Annotated in this window: 19 protein-coding genes; 11 read left to right on the top strand and 8 right to left on the bottom strand. The window is 67.5% G+C overall.

The window, feature by feature from the left end:
• Window positions 1-7: 7 nt before the first annotated feature.
• Both QX048_RS03270 and petA read right to left on the bottom strand, forming a co-directional pair.
• Window positions 8-2,080, bottom strand: a complete 2,073-nt coding sequence (locus tag QX048_RS03270; RefSeq protein WP_315826983.1) for a cytochrome c1 — start codon at window positions 2,078-2,080, stop codon at window positions 8-10.
• A gap of 60 nt (window positions 2,081-2,140) precedes the next feature.
• Entirely contained in the window at window positions 2,141-2,671 is a 531-nt protein-coding gene (gene petA / locus QX048_RS03265) for a ubiquinol-cytochrome c reductase iron-sulfur subunit (protein ID WP_315717369.1), read from the bottom strand.
• A gap of 280 nt (window positions 2,672-2,951) precedes the next feature.
• Between petA and QX048_RS03260 the strand changes: the two genes are divergently transcribed.
• The 5 genes from QX048_RS03260 (at window position 2,952) to QX048_RS03240 (ending at window position 6,203) form a co-directional block, all read left to right on the top strand.
• Entirely contained in the window at window positions 2,952-3,437 is a 486-nt protein-coding gene (locus QX048_RS03260) for a tRNA (cytidine(34)-2'-O)-methyltransferase (RefSeq protein ID WP_315750403.1), read from the top strand.
• Window positions 3,434-4,066, top strand: a complete 633-nt coding sequence (gene queE / locus QX048_RS03255; RefSeq protein ID WP_315750402.1) for a 7-carboxy-7-deazaguanine synthase — start codon at window positions 3,434-3,436, stop codon at window positions 4,064-4,066. The genes QX048_RS03260 and queE overlap by 4 nt, the downstream gene beginning before the upstream one ends.
• A 17-nt stretch (window positions 4,067-4,083) precedes the next feature.
• Window positions 4,084-4,452, top strand: a complete 369-nt coding sequence (locus tag QX048_RS03250; protein ID WP_315827131.1) for a 6-carboxytetrahydropterin synthase — start codon at window positions 4,084-4,086, stop codon at window positions 4,450-4,452.
• A gap of 103 nt (window positions 4,453-4,555) precedes the next feature.
• A complete protein-coding gene (gene hemF / locus QX048_RS03245; protein ID WP_315826984.1) occupies window positions 4,556-5,443 on the top strand; it encodes an oxygen-dependent coproporphyrinogen oxidase in 888 nt (295 codons plus the stop codon).
• Window positions 5,444-5,474: 31 nt separating this feature from the next.
• A complete protein-coding gene (locus tag QX048_RS03240) occupies window positions 5,475-6,203 on the top strand; it encodes an HAD family hydrolase (protein WP_315826985.1) in 729 nt (242 codons plus the stop codon).
• Window positions 6,204-6,221: 18 nt separating this feature from the next.
• On the opposite strand, the gene QX048_RS03235 is transcribed toward QX048_RS03240, so the two are convergent.
• Window positions 6,222-7,136 (bottom strand): LysR family transcriptional regulator, encoded by a 915-nt coding sequence (locus QX048_RS03235; protein WP_315826986.1) that lies wholly within the window; start codon window positions 7,134-7,136, stop codon window positions 6,222-6,224.
• A 119-nt stretch (window positions 7,137-7,255) separates the two neighbouring features.
• Here QX048_RS03235 and QX048_RS03230 point away from each other — a divergent pair, with 119 nt between their 5' ends.
• The 3 genes from QX048_RS03230 to QX048_RS03220 all read left to right on the top strand — a co-directional run bounded on the left by QX048_RS03230 (window position 7,256) and on the right by QX048_RS03220 (window position 9,387).
• The gene (locus QX048_RS03230; RefSeq protein WP_315717290.1) at window positions 7,256-7,885 is read left to right on the top strand and encodes a DsbA family protein; all 630 of its coding nucleotides are present in this window, start codon (window positions 7,256-7,258) and stop codon (window positions 7,883-7,885) included.
• A 108-nt stretch (window positions 7,886-7,993) separates the two neighbouring features.
• A complete protein-coding gene (locus tag QX048_RS03225) occupies window positions 7,994-8,893 on the top strand; it encodes an MBL fold metallo-hydrolase (RefSeq protein WP_315717291.1) in 900 nt (299 codons plus the stop codon).
• Between the two features lie 71 nt (window positions 8,894-8,964).
• Complete coding sequence (locus tag QX048_RS03220) at window positions 8,965-9,387, top strand: diguanylate cyclase (RefSeq protein ID WP_316159420.1); 423 nt, start codon at window positions 8,965-8,967, stop codon at window positions 9,385-9,387.
• Window positions 9,388-9,397: 10 nt separating this feature from the next.
• Here QX048_RS03220 and QX048_RS03215 read toward each other — a convergent pair whose 3' ends face one another.
• The 5 genes from QX048_RS03215 to QX048_RS03195 are packed head-to-tail and all read right to left on the bottom strand — an operon-like array spanning window position 9,398 to window position 12,948.
• Entirely contained in the window at window positions 9,398-10,174 is a 777-nt protein-coding gene (locus QX048_RS03215) for a TSUP family transporter (protein ID WP_315826988.1), read from the bottom strand.
• Window positions 10,171-11,421 (bottom strand): CCA tRNA nucleotidyltransferase, encoded by a 1,251-nt coding sequence (locus QX048_RS03210; protein WP_315826989.1) that lies wholly within the window; start codon window positions 11,419-11,421, stop codon window positions 10,171-10,173. Before QX048_RS03210 ends, QX048_RS03215 begins: the two co-directional genes overlap by 4 nt.
• Window positions 11,418-11,681, bottom strand: a complete 264-nt coding sequence (locus tag QX048_RS03205; protein ID WP_315717295.1) for a DUF6111 family protein — start codon at window positions 11,679-11,681, stop codon at window positions 11,418-11,420. The genes QX048_RS03210 and QX048_RS03205 overlap by 4 nt, the downstream gene beginning before the upstream one ends.
• Window positions 11,678-12,337 (bottom strand): CoA pyrophosphatase, encoded by a 660-nt coding sequence (locus QX048_RS03200; protein WP_409977949.1) that lies wholly within the window; start codon window positions 12,335-12,337, stop codon window positions 11,678-11,680. The genes QX048_RS03205 and QX048_RS03200 overlap by 4 nt, the downstream gene beginning before the upstream one ends.
• An 8-nt stretch (window positions 12,338-12,345) precedes the next feature.
• Window positions 12,346-12,948 (bottom strand): DUF1285 domain-containing protein, encoded by a 603-nt coding sequence (locus QX048_RS03195; protein WP_315757019.1) that lies wholly within the window; start codon window positions 12,946-12,948, stop codon window positions 12,346-12,348.
• A gap of 264 nt (window positions 12,949-13,212) precedes the next feature.
• Between QX048_RS03195 and QX048_RS03190 the strand changes: the two genes are divergently transcribed.
• Genes QX048_RS03190 through QX048_RS03180 form a run of 3 tightly spaced genes read left to right on the top strand, consistent with a single transcriptional unit; the run spans window position 13,213 to window position 17,986 of the window.
• On the top strand, window positions 13,213-14,211 hold the full coding sequence (locus tag QX048_RS03190; RefSeq protein ID WP_315717298.1) for a MoxR family ATPase: 999 nt from the start codon (window positions 13,213-13,215) through the stop codon (window positions 14,209-14,211).
• Complete coding sequence (locus tag QX048_RS03185) at window positions 14,211-15,167, top strand: DUF58 domain-containing protein (protein ID WP_315826990.1); 957 nt, start codon at window positions 14,211-14,213, stop codon at window positions 15,165-15,167. Before QX048_RS03190 ends, QX048_RS03185 begins: the two co-directional genes overlap by 1 nt.
• On the top strand, window positions 15,164-17,986 hold the full coding sequence (locus QX048_RS03180) for a DUF4159 domain-containing protein (protein ID WP_315826991.1): 2,823 nt from the start codon (window positions 15,164-15,166) through the stop codon (window positions 17,984-17,986). Before QX048_RS03185 ends, QX048_RS03180 begins: the two co-directional genes overlap by 4 nt.
• Window positions 17,987-17,988 lie beyond the last annotated feature (2 nt).

Here is a 17,988-nt window from a genome sequence, read left to right as displayed (position 1 = left end):
TCACCGCTCAATGCGCGGCGGCCCAGACCCGCTTCTTGGTGAAGTACATCAGGCCGGCGAAGATGATCAGGAAGATGAACACCTGATAGCCGATGCGCTTGCGCGCTTCCATGTGCGGCTCGGCGGTCCACATCAGAAAGGTCGCGACGTCGTGGGCATACTGCTTCACGGTGGCCGGCGAGCCGTCGTCGAACGTCACCTGGCCGTCGGACAGCGGCGGCGGCATCTTGATCGCATGCCCGGGGAAGTACTTGTTGTAGTACGAGCCGTCCGGAATGGTGACGCCGTGCGGCGGGGTTTCTTCATAGCCCTGCAGCAGCGCGTTGATGTAGTTCGGGCCCTGCTCCTGGAACTGGGTGAAGAAGTCGATCAGGAACCAGGGGAAGCCGCGCTTGTAGGAGCGCGCCTTGGCCATCAGCGACAGGTCCGGCGGGGCCGCACCGCCATTGGCGGCCCGTGCGGCCTGCTCGTTCGGGAACGGCGACGGGAAGTAGTCGGCCGGCCGGCCCGGACGCTCGAACATCTCGCCGGCGTCGTTGGGCCCGTCCTTGATCTTGTACTCGGCCGCGAAGGCAGCCGCCTGCGCCGGCGAGTAGCCCGGGCCGCCGGGCTCGGCGAGATTGCGGAACGCCACATATTGCAGCGAATGGCAGTTCGAGCAGACTTCCTTGTAGACCTTGAGGCCGCGCTGCACGGCGCCGCGATCGAAGGTGCCGAACGGACCGGCAAACGACCACTTCGCCGACGGCGGGTTCTCCTGGCCTTCGCTGGCACGGGCGTCGCCCATGCTGCCGGCGAGCAGCGACACCGCGGCGACCAGCGCGATCACGGTCGAGACCATCGGTACCGCCTTGCGGCCGGACCTGGCCAGCACGTCGTCAGCGATCGAGTTCGGCAGCGGGCGCGGCCGCTCGATGCGCGCGAGCAGCGGCAGCACGATCAGGAAGTAGGCGAAATACAGCACCGTCAGGATGCGGCCGAGCACGACATAGACACCCTCCGGCGGCTGCGCGCCGAGATAGCCGAGGCCGATGCAGACCACGACGAAGATCCAGAAGAACTGCTTGCCGAGCGGGCGGTACTTGTTGGAGCGGGTCTTGGCCGAGTCGAGCCAGGGCAGGAACACCAGCACGATGATGGCCGCGAACATCGCGATCACGCCGGCGAGCTTGTTCGGGATCGAGCGCAGGATCGCGTAGAATGGCAGGTAGTACCATTCGGGCACGATGTGCGCCGGCGTCACCGCCGGGTTGGCCGGGATGTAGTTGTCGGCCTCGCCGAGATAGTTCGGCATGTAGAAGATGAACCAGGAATAGAAGATCAGGAAGCAGGCGACGCCGAAGAAGTCCTTGATCGTCGCGTAGGGCGTGAACGGCACCATGTCCTTCTCGGTCTTCGGCTCGACGCCGGCCGGGTTGTTCTGGCCAGTGACGTGCAGCGCCCAGACGTGCAGCACGACCACGCCGGCGATCAGGAACGGCAGCAAATAATGGAGCGCGAAGAAGCGGTTCAGCGTGGGATTACCGACGGAGTAGCCGCCCCACAGCAGGGTCACGATGCTCTCGCCGAAATACGGCACGGCCGAGAACAAATTGGTGATGACGGTCGCGCCCCAGAAGCTCATCTGGCCCCACGGCAGCACGTAGCCCATGAAGCCCGTCGCCATCATCAGGAGGTAGATGATGACGCCGAGGATCCAGAGCACCTCGCGCGGCGCCTTGTATGACCCGTAATACAGGCCGCGGAACATGTGGATGTAGACGGCGAGGAAGAACATCGACGCGCCGCAGGCATGCATGTTGCGCAGCAGCCAGCCGTAGTTCACGTCGCGGACGATCAGTTCGACCGACTTGAAGGCGAGGTCGGCATGCGGCGTGTAGTGCATCGCCAGGACGACGCCGGTCACGATCTGGATGCCGAGCATCATCGAGAGGATGGCGCCGAACGTCCACCAATAGTTCAGGTTCCGCGGCGTCGGGTAGGCAATGAAGGACGAGTGGACCAGGCCGATGATCGGAAGTCGTTGCTCGAGCCACTTCAAGGCGGGGTGGCTCGGCTGGTAGTCAGAAGGTCCACTCATGATGCGTTCCTGAAGAAATTATCTTGCACGATCGAGCGTGAGCTCAAGACGAACGTCTGCTCAGCCGATCTGGATCTTGGTGTCGGAAACGAACTGATAGGGCGGGACGGGAAGATTGAGCGGCGCCGGCCCCTGGCGGACGCGACCGGAGGCGTCGTACTGCGAGCCGTGGCACGGGCAGAAGAAGCCGTCGTAATTGCCTTCATGGGCGATCGGGATGCAGCCGAGATGGGTGCAGATGCCGATCACGACCAGCCACTGCTCGTGGCCGTCCTTGGTGCGGGACTGGTCGGTCGCCGGATCCGGCAGGCTCGACACCGGCACCGCGCGGACCTCCTCGACCTGCTTCTTGGTGCGGTGGGAGATGTAGATCGGCTTGCCGCGCCAGAACACCTTGATGTCCTGTCCTTCGGCGACGGGCGCGAGATCGACCTCGATCGGCGCACCGGCCGCGATGGTCGAGGCATCGGGATTCATCTGGGAGATGAAGGGCCACAGGGCGGCCACAGCACCGACAGCCGCGGTAGCGCCCGTGGCGACGAAAAGAAAATCCCGGCGTGTCGGATGATCCGCAGTAGACGCTGTCACGATTCCAACCCTTTCTTCGTTGCAGCCGGTGGAACCGCCCCGCTCGACGTCTTACGATCTCGACCTTGGAGATCACGTGACCGGGAGATCCTGCCGGCGCCCGCGTCCCCCGCGGCGGCAGAAAACGGCTCGCTCCACCGCCCCTGGGGAACAAGCCGTCCAGAATCGTTCTATTGGCACCCTTGCGATACGAGCGCAAGCCCGCTATCGGCCCTGCAGCACGCCATGCACCAATTCCCGCTTCGGAAGCGGACTTTCCGCCTCAGTCCTAAGACCAATTCGCATGCAGATCGCGCTCTATCAGCCCGACATTCCGCAGAACACCGGAACGATTCTGCGCCTGTGCGCCTGCCTCGGGCTCGCGGCCCACATCATCGAACCGGCGGGCTTTCCGGTGTCCGACCGGCAGTTCCGCCGCGCCGGCATGGACTATCTGGACCAACTGAATTGGCGGCGGCACGATTCCTGGAGCGCGTTCGAGGCCTGGCGGTCCGCAGAGGGCCATCGCCTGCTGCTGCTGACGACCAGGGCCGCAACCTGCTATCTCGACTTCAGTTACGGCCCGGACGACATCCTGCTGCTCGGGCGCGAGAGCGCCGGCGTGCCGGACGGCGTGGCGGCGGTCGCCGATGCGCGGCTGCGGATTCCGCTGCAGCCGGGGCTGCGCTCGCTGAACGTGGCGATGGCCGCGGCGATGGCCGCCGGCGAGGCGCTGCGCCAGACCGGACAATTCGTCCAATTGCAGTCCGCACAAGGAGCCGGAGGGTGAGCTACGCGGTGAAGGAAATCTTCATGACCCTGCAGGGCGAAGGCGCCCAGGCGGGGCGCGCTGCCGTGTTCTGCCGCTTCGCCGGCTGCAACCTGTGGAGCGGCCGCGAGGCCGATCGCGCAACCGCGACGTGCCGGTTCTGTGACACCGATTTCGTCGGCACCGACGGCACGCTGGGCGGCCGTTATGAGACCGCCGCAGCGCTGGCCGAGGCCATCGGCGGGCAATGGACAGGCGGGGCCGCCGACCGCTATACGATCCTCACCGGCGGGGAGCCGCTGCTGCAGGTCGATGCCGACCTGATCGAGGCGCTCCACGCCCGCGGCTTCGCGGTCGGGGTCGAAACCAACGGCACGCTCATTCCGCCCGACGGGATCGACTGGATCTGCGTCAGCCCGAAGGCCGGCGCCGAGCTGAAGCTGCGGCAGGGCCACGAGCTGAAGCTGGTCTACCCGCAACACGGGGCCGAGCCGGAGACGTTCGCGGGGCTCGCCTTCGAGCGCTTCTCGCTGCAGCCGATGGACGGGCCCGAGGCGGCCGCGAACACGGCGCGCGCCATTGATTACTGCCAGCATCATCCGCAATGGCGGCTCAGTCTGCAGACGCACAAGATGATCGGCATCAGGTAGGGATTGTGACTGACACGATGTGGGAATTGACCAAGTCGTTCACCTTCGAGGCCGCGCATACGCTGCCGATCACGACGCTCGGCGAAGCCAGCCAGGAGATCCATGGCCACTCCTTCCGCGCCGAGGTGACGGTGCGCGGCGATGCGACCCATCCCGAGACCGGCATGGTGGTGGACTTCGGCGTGCTGACGCAGCGGCTGAGCGAGATCCAGGCCATGCTCGACCACAAGTTCCTGAACAAGATCGAGGCGATCGGGCTGCCGACGCTCGAGAACCTGTCGCGCTTCATCTATGAGCGCGTCCGCTCGATCGGCCATGTCACCAAGGTCAGCGTCCACCGCGACAGCTGCCGCGAGACCTGTACCTATTTCGGTCCGCAGGCCTGATCGATTGTGGTAGGACCGAACCGTAGCGACAACAGCGCTGTCACCTCCGGCTGTCATGGACGCTTGACGGCGGGGTGAGCGCCAATGTGCCAGGGGAATGTCCATGACCACCGCCGCCATCGAGGATCGCAAGGCCCGCGCCCGCGCCTGGTTCGAGAGCCTGCGCGACCAGATCTGCGCGGCGTTCGAGCGGCTCGAGGACGAGGCGCCGGCTGACCTTTATCCGCGCACACCGAGCCGGTTCGTCCGAACGCCGTGGGAGCGCACCGACCATGCCGGCGGCCCGGGCGGCGGCGGCGTCATGAGCATGATGCACGGCCGGCTGTTCGAGAAGGTCGGCGTGCACTGCTCGACCGTGCATGGCGAGTTCGCCCCGGAATTCCGCAGCCAGATTCCCGGCGCCTCCGAAGACCCGCGGTTCTGGGCCTCGGGCATCTCGCTGATCGCGCATCTGTGGTCGCCGCACGTGCCGGCGGTGCACATGAACACGCGCTTCGTCGTCACGACGAAAGCCTGGTTCGGCGGCGGCGCCGACCTGACGCCGGTGCTGGACCGCCGCCGCACCCAGGAGGACGCGGATACGCTGGCCTTCCACGCCGCGATGAAGGGCGCCTGCGACGCGCATGCCGCGGTGGCCTCGTACGACAAGTACAAGCGCTGGTGCGACGAGTACTTCTATCTGCCGCACCGCAAGGAGCCGCGCGGCATCGGCGGCATCTTCTACGACCATCACGATTCCGGCGACTGGGAGGCCGACCTCGCCTTCACCCAGGATGTTGGCCGCGCCTTCCTGAAGGTCTATCCCGAGCTTATCCGGAGCAATTTCAGCAGCCCCTGGACCGCCGCCGACCGCGAGGAGCAGCTCATCCGCCGCGGCCGCTACGTCGAATTCAACCTGCTTTACGACCGCGGCACCACATTTGGGCTTAAAACCGGCGGCAATGTCGACAGCATTCTGTCCTCGATGCCGCCCGAGGTGAAATGGCCCTGAAACTCGATTTGTTGAACCGCGTAGATTGATCATGACCGCCGCCCTGCCCCGCGCCATGCTGATCGACATGGACGACACCATCCTGTCGGCCTATGGCCGTCCCGAGATCGCCTGGAATATCGTCGCCACCGAGTTTGCCGACGAACTCGCGCCGCATACGCCGCAGGCGGTGGCCGCCGCGATCCTGGCCTCGGCACGCAGCTTCTGGTCGGTCGCCGGCGCCGAATGGCGGATGAAGCTGATCCAGGCGCGGCAGGAGGTGGTGAAGGACGGCTTCGCGGCGTTGACCGCCGCAGGCCCGGCGCTGCCGATCGAGCTTGCGATCCGCATCGCCGACCGCTTCACCGCCTATCGCGACGAGCAGATGTTCATCTTTCCCGGCGCGCACGAGGCGATCGACGCATTCAAGGCGCGCGGCGTCAGGCTGGCGCTCGTCACCAACGGCGAGGCCGGCCAGCAGCGCGCCAAGATCGAGCGCTTCGCGCTGGCGCACCGCTTCGACCACATCCAGATCGAGGGCGAGCACGGCTTCGGCAAGCCCGAGGAGCGCGCCTATTGGCACGCGATGGAGCGGCTCGGCGTCGGCCCGGAAGACACCTGGATGATCGGCGACAATCTCGAATGGGAGATCGTCGCGCCGCAGCGGCTCGGCATCTATTCGATCTGGATCGACGTCCATGGCGACGGCCTGCCGGAAGGCACCGACGTCAAGCCCGACCGCATCATCCGCTCGTTGACCGAGCTGGTGCCGGCGGGCTAGGCCCGCGCGGCGCCGGCGTCACTTCGCGCGCCGCGGACCTCCGGCGACTGCGCGCTTGTGCGCCTCCATCAGCATCGCCACGAAGGCCGTCACCTTCGGTGGACGAAAGCGCGCCGCTGGGAACACGGCGTGGATGCCTCCGGACGGCAGTGTCCAGGACGGCAGGATGGCCACGAGGCGGCCGGCCGCGAGATCGTCCCTGATCAGGAAATCGGGCAGCACCGCCAGGCCGCCGCCGGCCAGCGTCGCGGCGAGCACCGCCGGCGTGGTGTTGATGGTAAGCGTCTGGCTCATCTCGACGCTCTCGCGCTCGACGTCGCCTTTCATGAACTGCCAAGTGAGCGGCTCCCTCAGCGCGGCATTCGCAATGAACGGCAACGCGGCGAGGTCGCGCGGATGCGCGACGCGCCTGACCACGTTCGGCGCGGCCACCAGCAGCTGCCGGAAGCTGCCGACCCCGCGGGTCTGCAGGGTGGAATCGTCGAGCCATCCCACGCGGATCGAGAGATCGATCTGGCTGGCGACGAGGTCGATCTTGCTGTCGGCGAGGATCAGCTCGACCCGGCAGGCCGGATAGGTCCGCGAGAACTCGGTTGCGATCGCGGCGAGCGTGCAGGTGCCGTAGTCGTTCGGCGCGGCGATGCGCAACAGTCCCATCGGCTCGGCGTTGCTCTGCGCCAGCTCGGCCAATGCGCTCTCGGCCTCGCGCAGGATGGCAGCACAGCGGGCATGCAGCAGGCGACCGGCTTCCGTCGGCTCGACCCTGCGCGTGGTCCGCACCAGCAGGTCGGTCCTGAGCTCGCGCTCGAGCTGGGCGACCTGCTGGCTGACCACGGCTTTGGTGATCCCGAGCCGATCGGCCGCGCGGGTAAAGGACGCTGCGTCCACCACGGCCGCGAAATAGACGAGGCGGTTGAGATTGATCGCCTCCATGCCGGCGGCTCCTTCTATTGTCCATTAACAGCATACAGTCTGTCTCATTATGCTGTATTTATGGACAAACGAGAACCCGCTATCTCGGCGCCATGCCGCTCCAAGACAGGGTTCCGGAAATGCGACTGACCTATCTGTTCGACCCGCTCTGCGGATGGTGCTACGGCGCCGGCCCGGCGGTCGAGACGCTCGCCGCCCACGACGCCATCACGCTCGAGCTGCTGCCCACTGGCCTGTTCGCCGGCCGTGGCGCCGGCAGGATGGATGCGCAATTCTCCGAATATGCCTGGAGCAACGACCAGCGCATCGCCAAGCAGACCGGCCAGCGTTTCACCGACGCGTACCGCACCCGCATTCTCGGCGCGGGCGGCGCCTTCGATTCGACAGCCGCATCGCTCGGCCTGACGGCGGTCCACGTCACCGACCCCGGCCGTGAGCTCACGGTCCTCAAGGAGCTGCAGCTTGCGCGCTACGTACACGGGCAGGACATCGTGAGCGTCGCGGGCGTCGGCGAAGTCCTTCGAGCGCTGGGCCTTGCGAGCGCCGCCGAGCGGATGCTGGCCCGGGATCACGCGCTGGTCGAGGCCTATGGCCGCCGGCTCCAGACCGCGCATAGCTTGATGCGACGCTACGGCTTGTCCGGTGTCCCGGCCCTGCTGGCGGGTGACGGCGAGCGGCAGAGGCCGCTGCCGGGCAACGCTTTGTACGAACCGCTCGACGGCCTGCTCGCACAACTCGGAGCAGCCTGAGCCGCTCCGTACTCGATGCCTGGCACAATCCACCCAGCCGTCGCACACGGCCGGAGCGCCGCCTGCTGCCCGGCCTCATCGTTTTATCACTCCAAGAAAGAGACTGACATGCCGACACGGAGACAGATCATGACGACAGCGATTGCAGGGACCGCCGCAGCCATTCTCGGTGCATCGGACAGCGGCCGTGCCGCTGGCAGCAAGCTGGTCTGGACACACTTTCCCGCCGGCCCGAACGGCTTCTTCCGCGCGCCCGTGCTGCTGAGGGGCCCCACCGAAGCACTGCTGATCGACGGCGGCTTCAACTATCCGGACGGCCGCGCGGTGGCGGCCGCAATCAAGGCGAGCGGCAAGACGCTGACGGCCATCTACATCAGCCAGTCGGACCCGGACTACTACTTCAGCCTCAAGCCGATCCGCGAGGCCTTTCCCGGCGTGAAGGTGATCGCCGCCACGGCGACCATCGAGGCGATCAAGGGCAATGTCGAGAAGAAGCTCGCCGTCTGGGGCCCGCAGCTGAAGGAGAACGGCCCGCAGACGATGGCCGACATCGTTCTGCCCGAACCGTTCGATGGCCCGTCGCTGTCGGTCGATGGCGAGACGATCGAGATCGTCGCCGCCGAGGGGCTGGCCAATCGGCGCTATCTCTGGGTGCCCTCGCTCGCAGCCGTATTCGGCGGCGTCATGATCTTCTCGGGTGTCCATGTCTGGACGGCCGACACCCAGAGCAAGGAGCAGCGCGCAGCCTGGATCGCGACCCTCGACAAGATCGCTGCACGCGCTCCGACGGTGGTGGTCGCCGGCCATGCCGTGGCGGACGCCGCCACCGACCTGTCGGGTGTTCGGCACACCAAGTCCTATCTCATCGCGTTCGAGGAGGAGCTCGCCAAGGCCAAGGACGCCGCAGCCCTGAAGGCCGCAATGGAGGCGAAGTTCCCCGGCCTCGGCATGGGCGTGGCCCTCGACATCGGCGCCAAGGTGGCGAAGGGCGAGATGAAGTGGGGCTGATGCAGGCCGCGGCCACATCAGGCTGACATGACAGAAGCGCCGGCCCGTCAGGACCGGCGCTTCGGCCTTTCGTGGATGGCCGCGTCGTGCCTCAGGCCGGGCGCTCGGCAACGTTGGGACGCCATTTGATCAGGCGGCTCTCGACGAGGTCGAGCAGCGCGTCGATGCGCGCGGAGGAGCTGCGCGCCCGCGTCGAGGCGCTCAACATCAGCTATGGCGTGGGCATGCTGCCGCGGGTGACGATCTCGGTCGGCGTCGCCGCCTATCCCGAGGCCGGCCTCGATCTGACGGAGATCCTGCGCGTCGCCGACGGCGCGCTGTACCGCGCCAAGCACAAGGGCCGCAACCGGGTCGAGCTCGCCTCCGGCGGCATGGTGCCGCCGCTCGACGAGGTGACCACCCGCGCCGTCGCCGCGCTCGATGCCATCGTGGCACGCGCCGAGACCGGCACCATCACGCCATCCGATCGGGACACGGACCAGCAGGTGGCTTGACGCCGGAAGGCTACGCCGCCGGCAGCAGATGCCGCAGCGCTGATGCGATCATCACGCCGCCGCCGGTGATGACGGCGGCGTCGAGGATGGCGGCGTGGATGTGCACCGGCATGCGGGCGACGAAGGCCTTGGCGAGGAACGCGCCGGGCACCGCGACCGCGCCGATCAGCAGTGCGAACGCCAGGACCTGCACGGTGACCACGCCGGCCAAACCAAACACCGAGATCTTGATGACGCCCGTCGCCACCGAGATCATCGCGTCGGTGGCGATGACCGCGGCGCCTTCGAGTCCGGCGGCCATCAGCAGCGACAGCAGGATCACGCCGGAGCCGGAGGTGCCGCCGACCAGCACGCCATAGCCGACCGCTCCGGCAGCAAGCCCGCCATTGCCGATCCTGACCTCGCGCTTGCGCAGGATCCGCCGCAGCGGAACGCTCATGATGAGCATCGTGCCGATCACGAACGCCGCGCCGGCATTGGTCAGTCGCGTGTAGCCGTAGGCGCCGAGCGCGGTCGTGAGCGCGGCTGCCGCGATGACGATTCCGGCGCGCGTACGGTCGGCATGGCTGATATAGGCGACGACACGGCTGAGATTGGTGAGGATCGCCGAGATCGCGATGATCGGCACGACCGGCTCGGCCCCGACCATCGGCACCAGCACGAGCGGCATGAGAGCGCCGGTGCCGTAGCCGGCAAGACCACCGATGATGGAAGCGAATAGAGCGACGGAAGCGACGAGCAGGAGTTGCAGCAGCGAGATGTCGGCAAAACCTGCCAGAAAATTCATGAACGTCCGTCGCGGTTGACACGCGCCGCCGCCTGATCGGCGATCGCATTCAGCGATGCCTCGTCGAGCGGGAAGTCCGCGGCTAACCAGGCATCCTCTGCGAGGGTAAGCACATGACCGAGAAGCGGCCCCTCCGCAACCCCGCGCGCGATGAAATCGGCCGCCTTCAACGGCAATTTCGGCGGCGTGAAGCGCTGCGGCAACAGCGCACGCTCGCGCCAGCGCCGGTCGTCGCGATCGCGCGCCCGCGCCCAGCCGAGCATCAGGCGGTCGCGATAGACGGTCTCGCCGAGACGATACAGCAGACGCCGGACTCGCGCCTCGTCGGCGGAAGCGAACCGCCACCAGCGATGGCCCATGCCGTCGAGCGCCTTGGTCTCGGCGTTGGAGAGCTTCAGCCTGACGCCGAGACGGCGCGCATCCTCGGTCACGGCGACCGCGAGCGCCGCGAGACGGCGGACCGGGCTCGGCGAAAGCTCCAGCTCGCGCTCGATGCCGATCATCGCGGCGAACGGACCGAGATAGGCGACGCCGCCGAGGATCGCCGTCAGCAACCCGCCATCCGCCATCGCCGTGACCGCGCCGACAGCGCCGTCGGTGACGAGCAGCTTCAGCATCTCCATGCGCACGCGCTCGGCTGACAGCGTGGCGAGCCCGGCACGGCCGGCGATGCAGGCCAGATAGCCCTCGCAATCGGGGGCGCCGTGACCGAACGCCGAATGGATGCGGAAGAAGCGCAGGATGCGCAGATAGTCCTCGGCGATGCGCTGGGCGGGGTCGCCGATGAAGCGCACGCGGCGCTGGGCGATGTCGGCGAGGCCGCCGACGTGATCATGCACCACGCCATCGGGCCCGACGGAGAGCGCATTGATGGTGAAGTCGCGCCGGTGCGCGTCGCCGACCCAGTCGCGGCCGAACTCGACTTTGGCCTTGCGGCCGAAGGTCTCGGTGTCCTCGCGCAGGGTCGTGATCTCGAACGGATGGCCGTCCAGCACCAGCGTCACGGTGCCGTGGTCGATGCCGGTCGGCACGCTCTTGATCGACGCCGCCTTGGCACGCCGGAGCACCTCCGCCGGCAGCGCCGTGGTCGCGATGTCGATGTCGCCGATGGCGATGCCGAGCAGCGCATTGCGCACGGCGCCGCCGACCACCCGTGCTTCCTCGCCATCGCAATTGAGCAGCGCGAGCACGCGCGCGGCGGGACCGGACGAGAGCCAGGGCGCGTGCAGCACCCGCGCGTCGATCATTTCTCGACCCCTGGAACGAGCCTGCCGTTCTCGACATGAGCGGGGACGTAGGTCGAACGCGGCGGCGCGCCGGAGAACTCGGCGAGCAGGACCAGACTTGCAATCACCAGCACCAGCGCCGCCACCGTCAATTTTGTGGTCAGATGAAAGGGCCAGTTGGCCGGCACCAACAGCCCCGATTTGGTCGCGAGCAAGAACAACACATAAACCGCAAAAGGAATGAGGAAAATTCCGATTTCCGTCAATACGCCACGGATCATGGCCGACCGATCCGCTCGTACAACACCCGAAGGATGCCCGCTGTCGCGCCCCATATGTAGCGCTCGGCGAACGGCATCGCGTAATACGAACGCTCCATGCCGCGAAACTCCTTGGAATGCAGCTGGTGATTGGCGGGGTCCATCAGGAAGGCCAGCGGCACCTCGAAGGCGTCGTCGACCTCGCCCTCGTTGATCTTGAGCGTGAATCCCGGCCGCACCCGCGCCACCGTGGGCAGGATGCGGAAGCCGAAGGCGGTGCCGTAGACGTCGAGATAGCCGATCGGGTCGACGAAGCTGCGGTCGAGCCCGATCTCCTCTTCGGCTTCGCGCAGAGCGGCATCGAGCGGAGAGGCATCGGTGACGTCGATCTTGCCGCCGGGAAAGGCGATCTGTCCGGCATGGCTCGAGAGGTTCGGCGAGCGCTGGGTCAGGAGAACGGTCGGCTCGGGGTGGTCGACCACCGGGATCAACACCGCCGCGGGGCGGATCGGCTGCTCGCGGGAGATGATCTCGAGCATGCGGTCGGTGCCGGAATCTCCACTGGCCGGAATGACGTCCGGATCCAGCAGGGCCTGCGGAACGTCGAAGCGCAGCCGCGCGCGGCCCCGCGCGAAGAAATCGGCCGAACTGAGTTCAGCGGTCCTGTTCCTCACCATGGGCTGGTTCAAAGCGCCGCCCTCACCTCTTCTGCGTCGGCCATGGGGAAGAACGCGCCGCCCGACCCCACGCCGAACATCACACGACCATCGATCATCCGCTCCTCACCCATGTCAACAAGCTCGTAGTACAGCGCTCGCGTCACCTTGGCCCAGAGATCGGCTCGCACATGCAGATAGGGCGTCAGGCCGCCGCTCTCGCCGGGCTCGAAGCGCAGCCGGTGCTCGGCATCGCACGCGACCCAGTCGTCGACATTGGTGCGGAAATGCAGCAGCGGCCCGCGCGCATCGCTCTCCGTCCGCATTTCTACGGCCGTGAAGGGGGCATCATCGACGCGGATGCCGACCTTCTCCACCGGCGTGACCAGAAAATAGCGGTCACCCTCGCGCTTGAGGATCGTTGAGAACAGCCGCACCAGCGCCGGCCGCCCGATTGGCGTGCCCATGTAGTACCAGCTACCATCACCGGCGATTCGCATGTCGAGATCGCCGCAGAATGGCGGATTCCACAAATGCACCGGCGGCAGCCCCTTTGCCGATGTGCCAGCCTGCGTTGCCGCCGACGTCAGCCGATCGAGTCCGTTGTCGGTGGTCTGCCCTTGCTTCGCCATGGTTTGCCTTGAGTTTGCGTCCACCTTGGCACGATTGGTGCAAGATTCCATCGCCGTCGTCTGTGCAAAAGTTCCTGGCGGCCCTGCAGGTCATGTAAGGTCGCCATAACGTGATGCCGTCAATACCCCGTAATGCCGATAATATGGGGATAGTTTAACTCAACGAATACAGCGCCTTCGCATAGGTTGGCATCCGCTTCCCGGCAAACTGGAGCGGAACGTCCGTCCGAAAGTTCAAGATGCGGGGCAGAAGGAGCGACGGAAATGGCTGAGAGTGCCGAGAAGCTCGAGGATGCGATCGTCCGGTCGGCCGAACAGGTCTCCGGTCAGATCCGAGCGGCAAAGGATGCGATCTCCGGCGTCATCTTCGGCCAGGACCGCGTGGTGGAAAACACGCTGGTGACCATCCTGTCCGGCGGCCACGCGCTGCTGATCGGCGTCCCCGGCCTCGCCAAGACCAAGCTGGTCGAGACCTTGGGCGTGACGCTCGGCCTCGATGCGAAGCGCATCCAGTTCACGCCGGACCTGATGCCGTCGGACATTCTGGGCGCTGAGGTGCTGGACGAAAGCGCCGGCGGCAAGCGCTCGTTCCGCTTCATCGCCGGCCCGGTGTTTGCGCAACTCCTGATGGCCGATGAGATCAACCGCGCCAGCCCGCGCACGCAGTCGGCGCTGCTGCAAGCCATGCAGGAGCAGCACATCACGGTTGCAGGCGCCCGCCATGACCTGCCGAAGCCCTTCCATGTGCTCGCGACCCAGAATCCGCTGGAGCAGGAAGGAACCTATCCGCTTCCCGAGGCTCAGCTCGACCGCTTCCTGATGGAGATCGACGTCGACTATCCCGATCGAGATGCCGAGCGCCGCATCCTGTTCGAGACCACCGGCGCCGAGGAGAGTGCCGCCAAGGGCGCGATGACGGCCGATGCGTTGATCGCGGCCCAGCGCCTGGTGCGGCGGCTGCCGGTCGGCGATTCCGTGGTCGAGGCGATCCTGTCGCTGGTGCGCTCGGCGCGTCCCGGTCCCGAGGCCGGAGAGGCCGGCAAGCTGATCGCCTGGGGCCCCGGTCCCCGCGCCAGCCAGTCGCTGATGCTCGCGGTGCGCGCCCGCGCGCTGCTCGACGGCCGGCTCGCGCCCTCGATCGACGACGTGCTCGATCTCGCCGAGCCCGTGCTCAAGCACCGCATGGCGCTGACCTTCCCGGCGCGCGCCGAGGGACGCACCATTCCGGACGTGATCCGGCAATTGAAGAGCCGGATTGGCTGATGGCCGCAGCGACAGGGCACGCCGACAAGGAGATTCTCGCGATACGGCGTGCCGATGGCGAAAGCCGGACGCTGGCATCGTCGCTCCCGCGGCTGGTGCTGGAAGCCCGGCAGATTGCCGCCAACGTCATTCATGGCCTGCATGGAAGGCGCCGCGCCGGCTCCGGCGAAAGCTTCTGGCAGTACCGACGCTTCGTCTCCGGTGAGCCGTCGCAGCGCGTCGACTGGCGCCGCTCCGCGCGCGATGACCATCTCTATGTCCGCGAGCAGGAATGGGAGGCCGCGCACACGGTGTGGATCTGGCCGGACCGCTCGCCGTCGATGGCCTTCGCGTCGAAGGGCGCGCGCGACAGCAAGCTCGAGCGCGCGCTGATCGTGACCTTTGCCCTGGCCGAGCTGCTGGTGGCCGGCGGCGAACGCGTCGGCATTCCCGGCCTGATCAATCCGACCGGGAGCCGCAACGTGATCGACCGAATCGCGCAGTCGATGCTGCATGACGAAGCTGTCAGGCCGAGCCTGCCGCCGTCCTTCGTCCCCTCGGCGCTCGCCGAGATCGTAGTGCTGTCGGATTTCTGGTCGCCAATCTCCGAGATCAGCACCATGCTGGCCGGCCTGTCCGCGTCCGGTGCACACGGCACGATGGTGCAGGTGGTCGATCCGGCCGAGGAGACCTTCCCCTATTCGGGCCGCGTCGAGTTCGTCGAGCCGGAAGGCGGCGAGGTGATCACGGCCGGCCGCGCCGAGAGCTGGGCACAGGACTACGTCGCCCGCGTGGCGCTGCATCGCGACCAGATCCGCGCCGAGACCGGCAGGCTCGACTGGCTGTTCACAACCCACACCACCAGCCGCTCGGCCGCCGAGTTGCTGCTGTTCCTGCATGCCGGCATGACCACGGCCAAAGGTAGCGCGCGCGGCGGCGTCAAAGTGGGCGCTGGCCCCGGAGGGCTCGGCGCATGATGGGCCTGCCGCTGTCGTTCGCCGAACCGCTGCTGCTGACCGGTCTCGTCAGCCTGCCGGTGCTGTGGTGGCTGCTGCGGGTGATGCCGCCGCGGCCGCGCCGCATCGAGTTTCCGCCGACCCGGCTGCTGTTCGACATCACGCCCAAGGAAGAGACGCCGTCGCGCTCGCCCTGGTGGCTCACCCTGCTGCGGCTGGTGGCGGCGGCGCTGGTGATCTTCGCCGCAGCCGGCCCGATCTGGAATCCGCGCACCGAAACCGTCGGCAGCAAGGCGCCGCTGGTGCTGCTGCTCGACGACAGTTGGAGCGCGGCCGCAAGCTGGGACACGCGCATCAGGGCCGCCGACGAGATCATCGCCAACGCCGATGCCGACCGCCGCGGCGTCGCGCTGCTGCCGCTGTCGGAGCCCGCGCGTGACCTCACCTTGATGCCGGCCGGTGCTGCGCGCGTCGCGCTGCGCCAGATCGCGCCCAAGGCCTACACGACCGAGCGCGCCGATGCGCTGCCGCAGCTCGATCGCTTCCTGAAAGCGACCGGCGATGCCGAGATCATGTGGTTCTCCGACGGCGTCGATCCCGGCCGCGGCAGCGAGTTCGTGGGGGGTCTCGCCAAGACGATCGGCGACCGCAGCCTGACCGTGTTCGAAGGCGGCACGCCCTCGCCGCTGGCGCTCGCCGGCGCCGAGAACGCGGCCGCCAAGATGACGGTGAAGGTGCTGCGGGCGGATCTCTCCGTTCCGGGCGGCATCGTGCGCGCGCTCGATGCCAAGGGCTCGCCGCTCGGCGAGGCACAGTTCAGCTTTGCCGCCGGCGCGCACGACGCCGAGGCGAGCTTCGACCTGCCGGTCGAGCTGCGCAACGACATCACCCGGCTCGAGATTGCGGGCGAGCGCTCGGCCGGCGCCGTGCAGTTGCTCGACAAGCGCTGGCGCCGCCGCGCCGTCGGCATCGTCTCCGGCGCCACCAGCGACACCGCGCAGCCGCTGCTCGCACCGACCTTCTATCTCACCCGCGCGCTGTCGCCGTTCGCCGATCTCAGGCTCGGCGATCGCGGCGCCCCGCAGCAGGTCATCACGCAGTTCCTCGACCAGAAGGTGCCGATGATCGTGATGGCCGACGTCGGCACGCTGTCGCCGGAGCTGCGCGACCGTCTCAACGGCTGGATCGAGAATGGCGGCGTGCTGGTGCGCTTCGCCGGCCCGCGCCTGGCGCAGGGCGACGACGACCTCGTGCCGGTGAAGCTGCGCCGCGGCGGCCGCACCCTGGGCGGCAGCCTGACATGGGAGAAGCCGCAGCACCTGGCCGCGTTCGCCGCCGACGGCCCGTTCGCCGGCATCACTGTCCCGAAGGACGTCACCGTCAACCGCCAGGTTCTCGCCGAGCCCGACGCCGTGCTGGCGACCAAGAGCTGGGCGTCTCTTGAGGACGGCACGCCGCTCGTCACCGGTGAGCATCGCGGCAAAGGCCTGATCGCGCTGTTCCACGTCAGCGCCGACATGCGCTGGTCCGATCTGCCGATGTCCGGCGCCATAGTCGAGATGCTCCGCCGCATCGTCGACATGTCCGGCTACACCTCGACGCCGGGCCCAGGTCCCGCGGGTGAGACCGCCAAGGCCACGCTGGCGCCGCTGCACATCCTCGACGGCTTCGGCGCCTTCGGACCGCCGCCTTCGACCGCCAAGCCGCTACCGGCTGATTTCAACGACCGGGCTTCGCTGGATCATCCGCCCGGATTCTATGGCCCAGCCGAGGGACCTACCGCAGTGAACACGCTCAGCCCCGCCGATCGCATTCTGCAGCTCGACACGGCAGCGCTGCGCGCCAACCGCGCCAGCTACACCACCGCCGAGCCGCGCGATCTCCGGGGCATCCTGCTGTCGACCGCACTGCTGCTGTTCCTGATCGACGCCGTCATTGTCGCCCTGCTCGGCGGCGTGCTGGCCGCGTTGGCAAGACGACGGCGTGCGGCCCCCGCGGCCATCGCGCTTGCGGTGCTGGCAACCGGCGCCCTGCTCGCGGTCGCGATGCCGGCGCCCGCACGCGCCGACGCCGCCAGCGATGATTTCGCGATGCGCGCAGTGTCACAGACGCGGCTTGCCTATGTCGTGACCGGCAATGCCGACGTCGATTCCATCGTCAAGGCCGGGCTGATGGGGCTGACCTTGTTCCTGGCGCAGCGGACCGCGCTTGAAGCCGGCGATCCCGTCGGCGTCGATCCCGCGCATGACGAGCTTGCCTTCTTCCCGCTGATCTACTGGCCGATCGTGCCGGGCGTGCCGAAGCCGCCGCAGGACGCGATCAACAAGATCGACGCCTACATGAAGCAGGGCGGCACGGTGATCTTCGATACCCGCGACGCCGTCGAGGCTCCTCCGGGCGAGAACGGCGCGCAGCAGACCCCGGGCATGCAGTCGCTGCGCGAGATCCTGTCGTCGCTCGATGTGCCCGAGCTCGAGCCGGTGCCGCGCGAGCACGTGCTGACCAAGACGTTCTACCTGCTGCGCGACTTCCCCGGCCGCTTCACCGCGGGCCAGACCTGGGTCGAGGCGCTGCCGAAAGATGAGGACGAGGACAGCGCCTCCCGTCCGGCGCGTGGCGGCGACGGTGTCTCACCGATCATCATCACCTCCAACGATCTCGCCGGCGCCTGGGCCATCCGCCCCGACGGCCAGGCCATGCTGCCGATGGTTCCGGGCGAGCCACGGCAGCGCGAATTCGCCTTCCGCGCCGGCGTCAACATCGTGATGTACACGCTGACCGGCAACTACAAGGCCGACCAGGTGCACGCGCCCGCGCTGATCGAACGGCTCGGGCAGTGACA

It is taken from the genome of Bradyrhizobium sp. SZCCHNS30572, assembly GCF_032484415.1.
In the GTDB taxonomy this organism is placed as follows: domain Bacteria; phylum Pseudomonadota; class Alphaproteobacteria; order Rhizobiales; family Xanthobacteraceae; genus Bradyrhizobium.
Note: the sequence above shows the minus strand (reverse complement) of the source record. Positions and strands in the feature narration are given on the sequence as shown.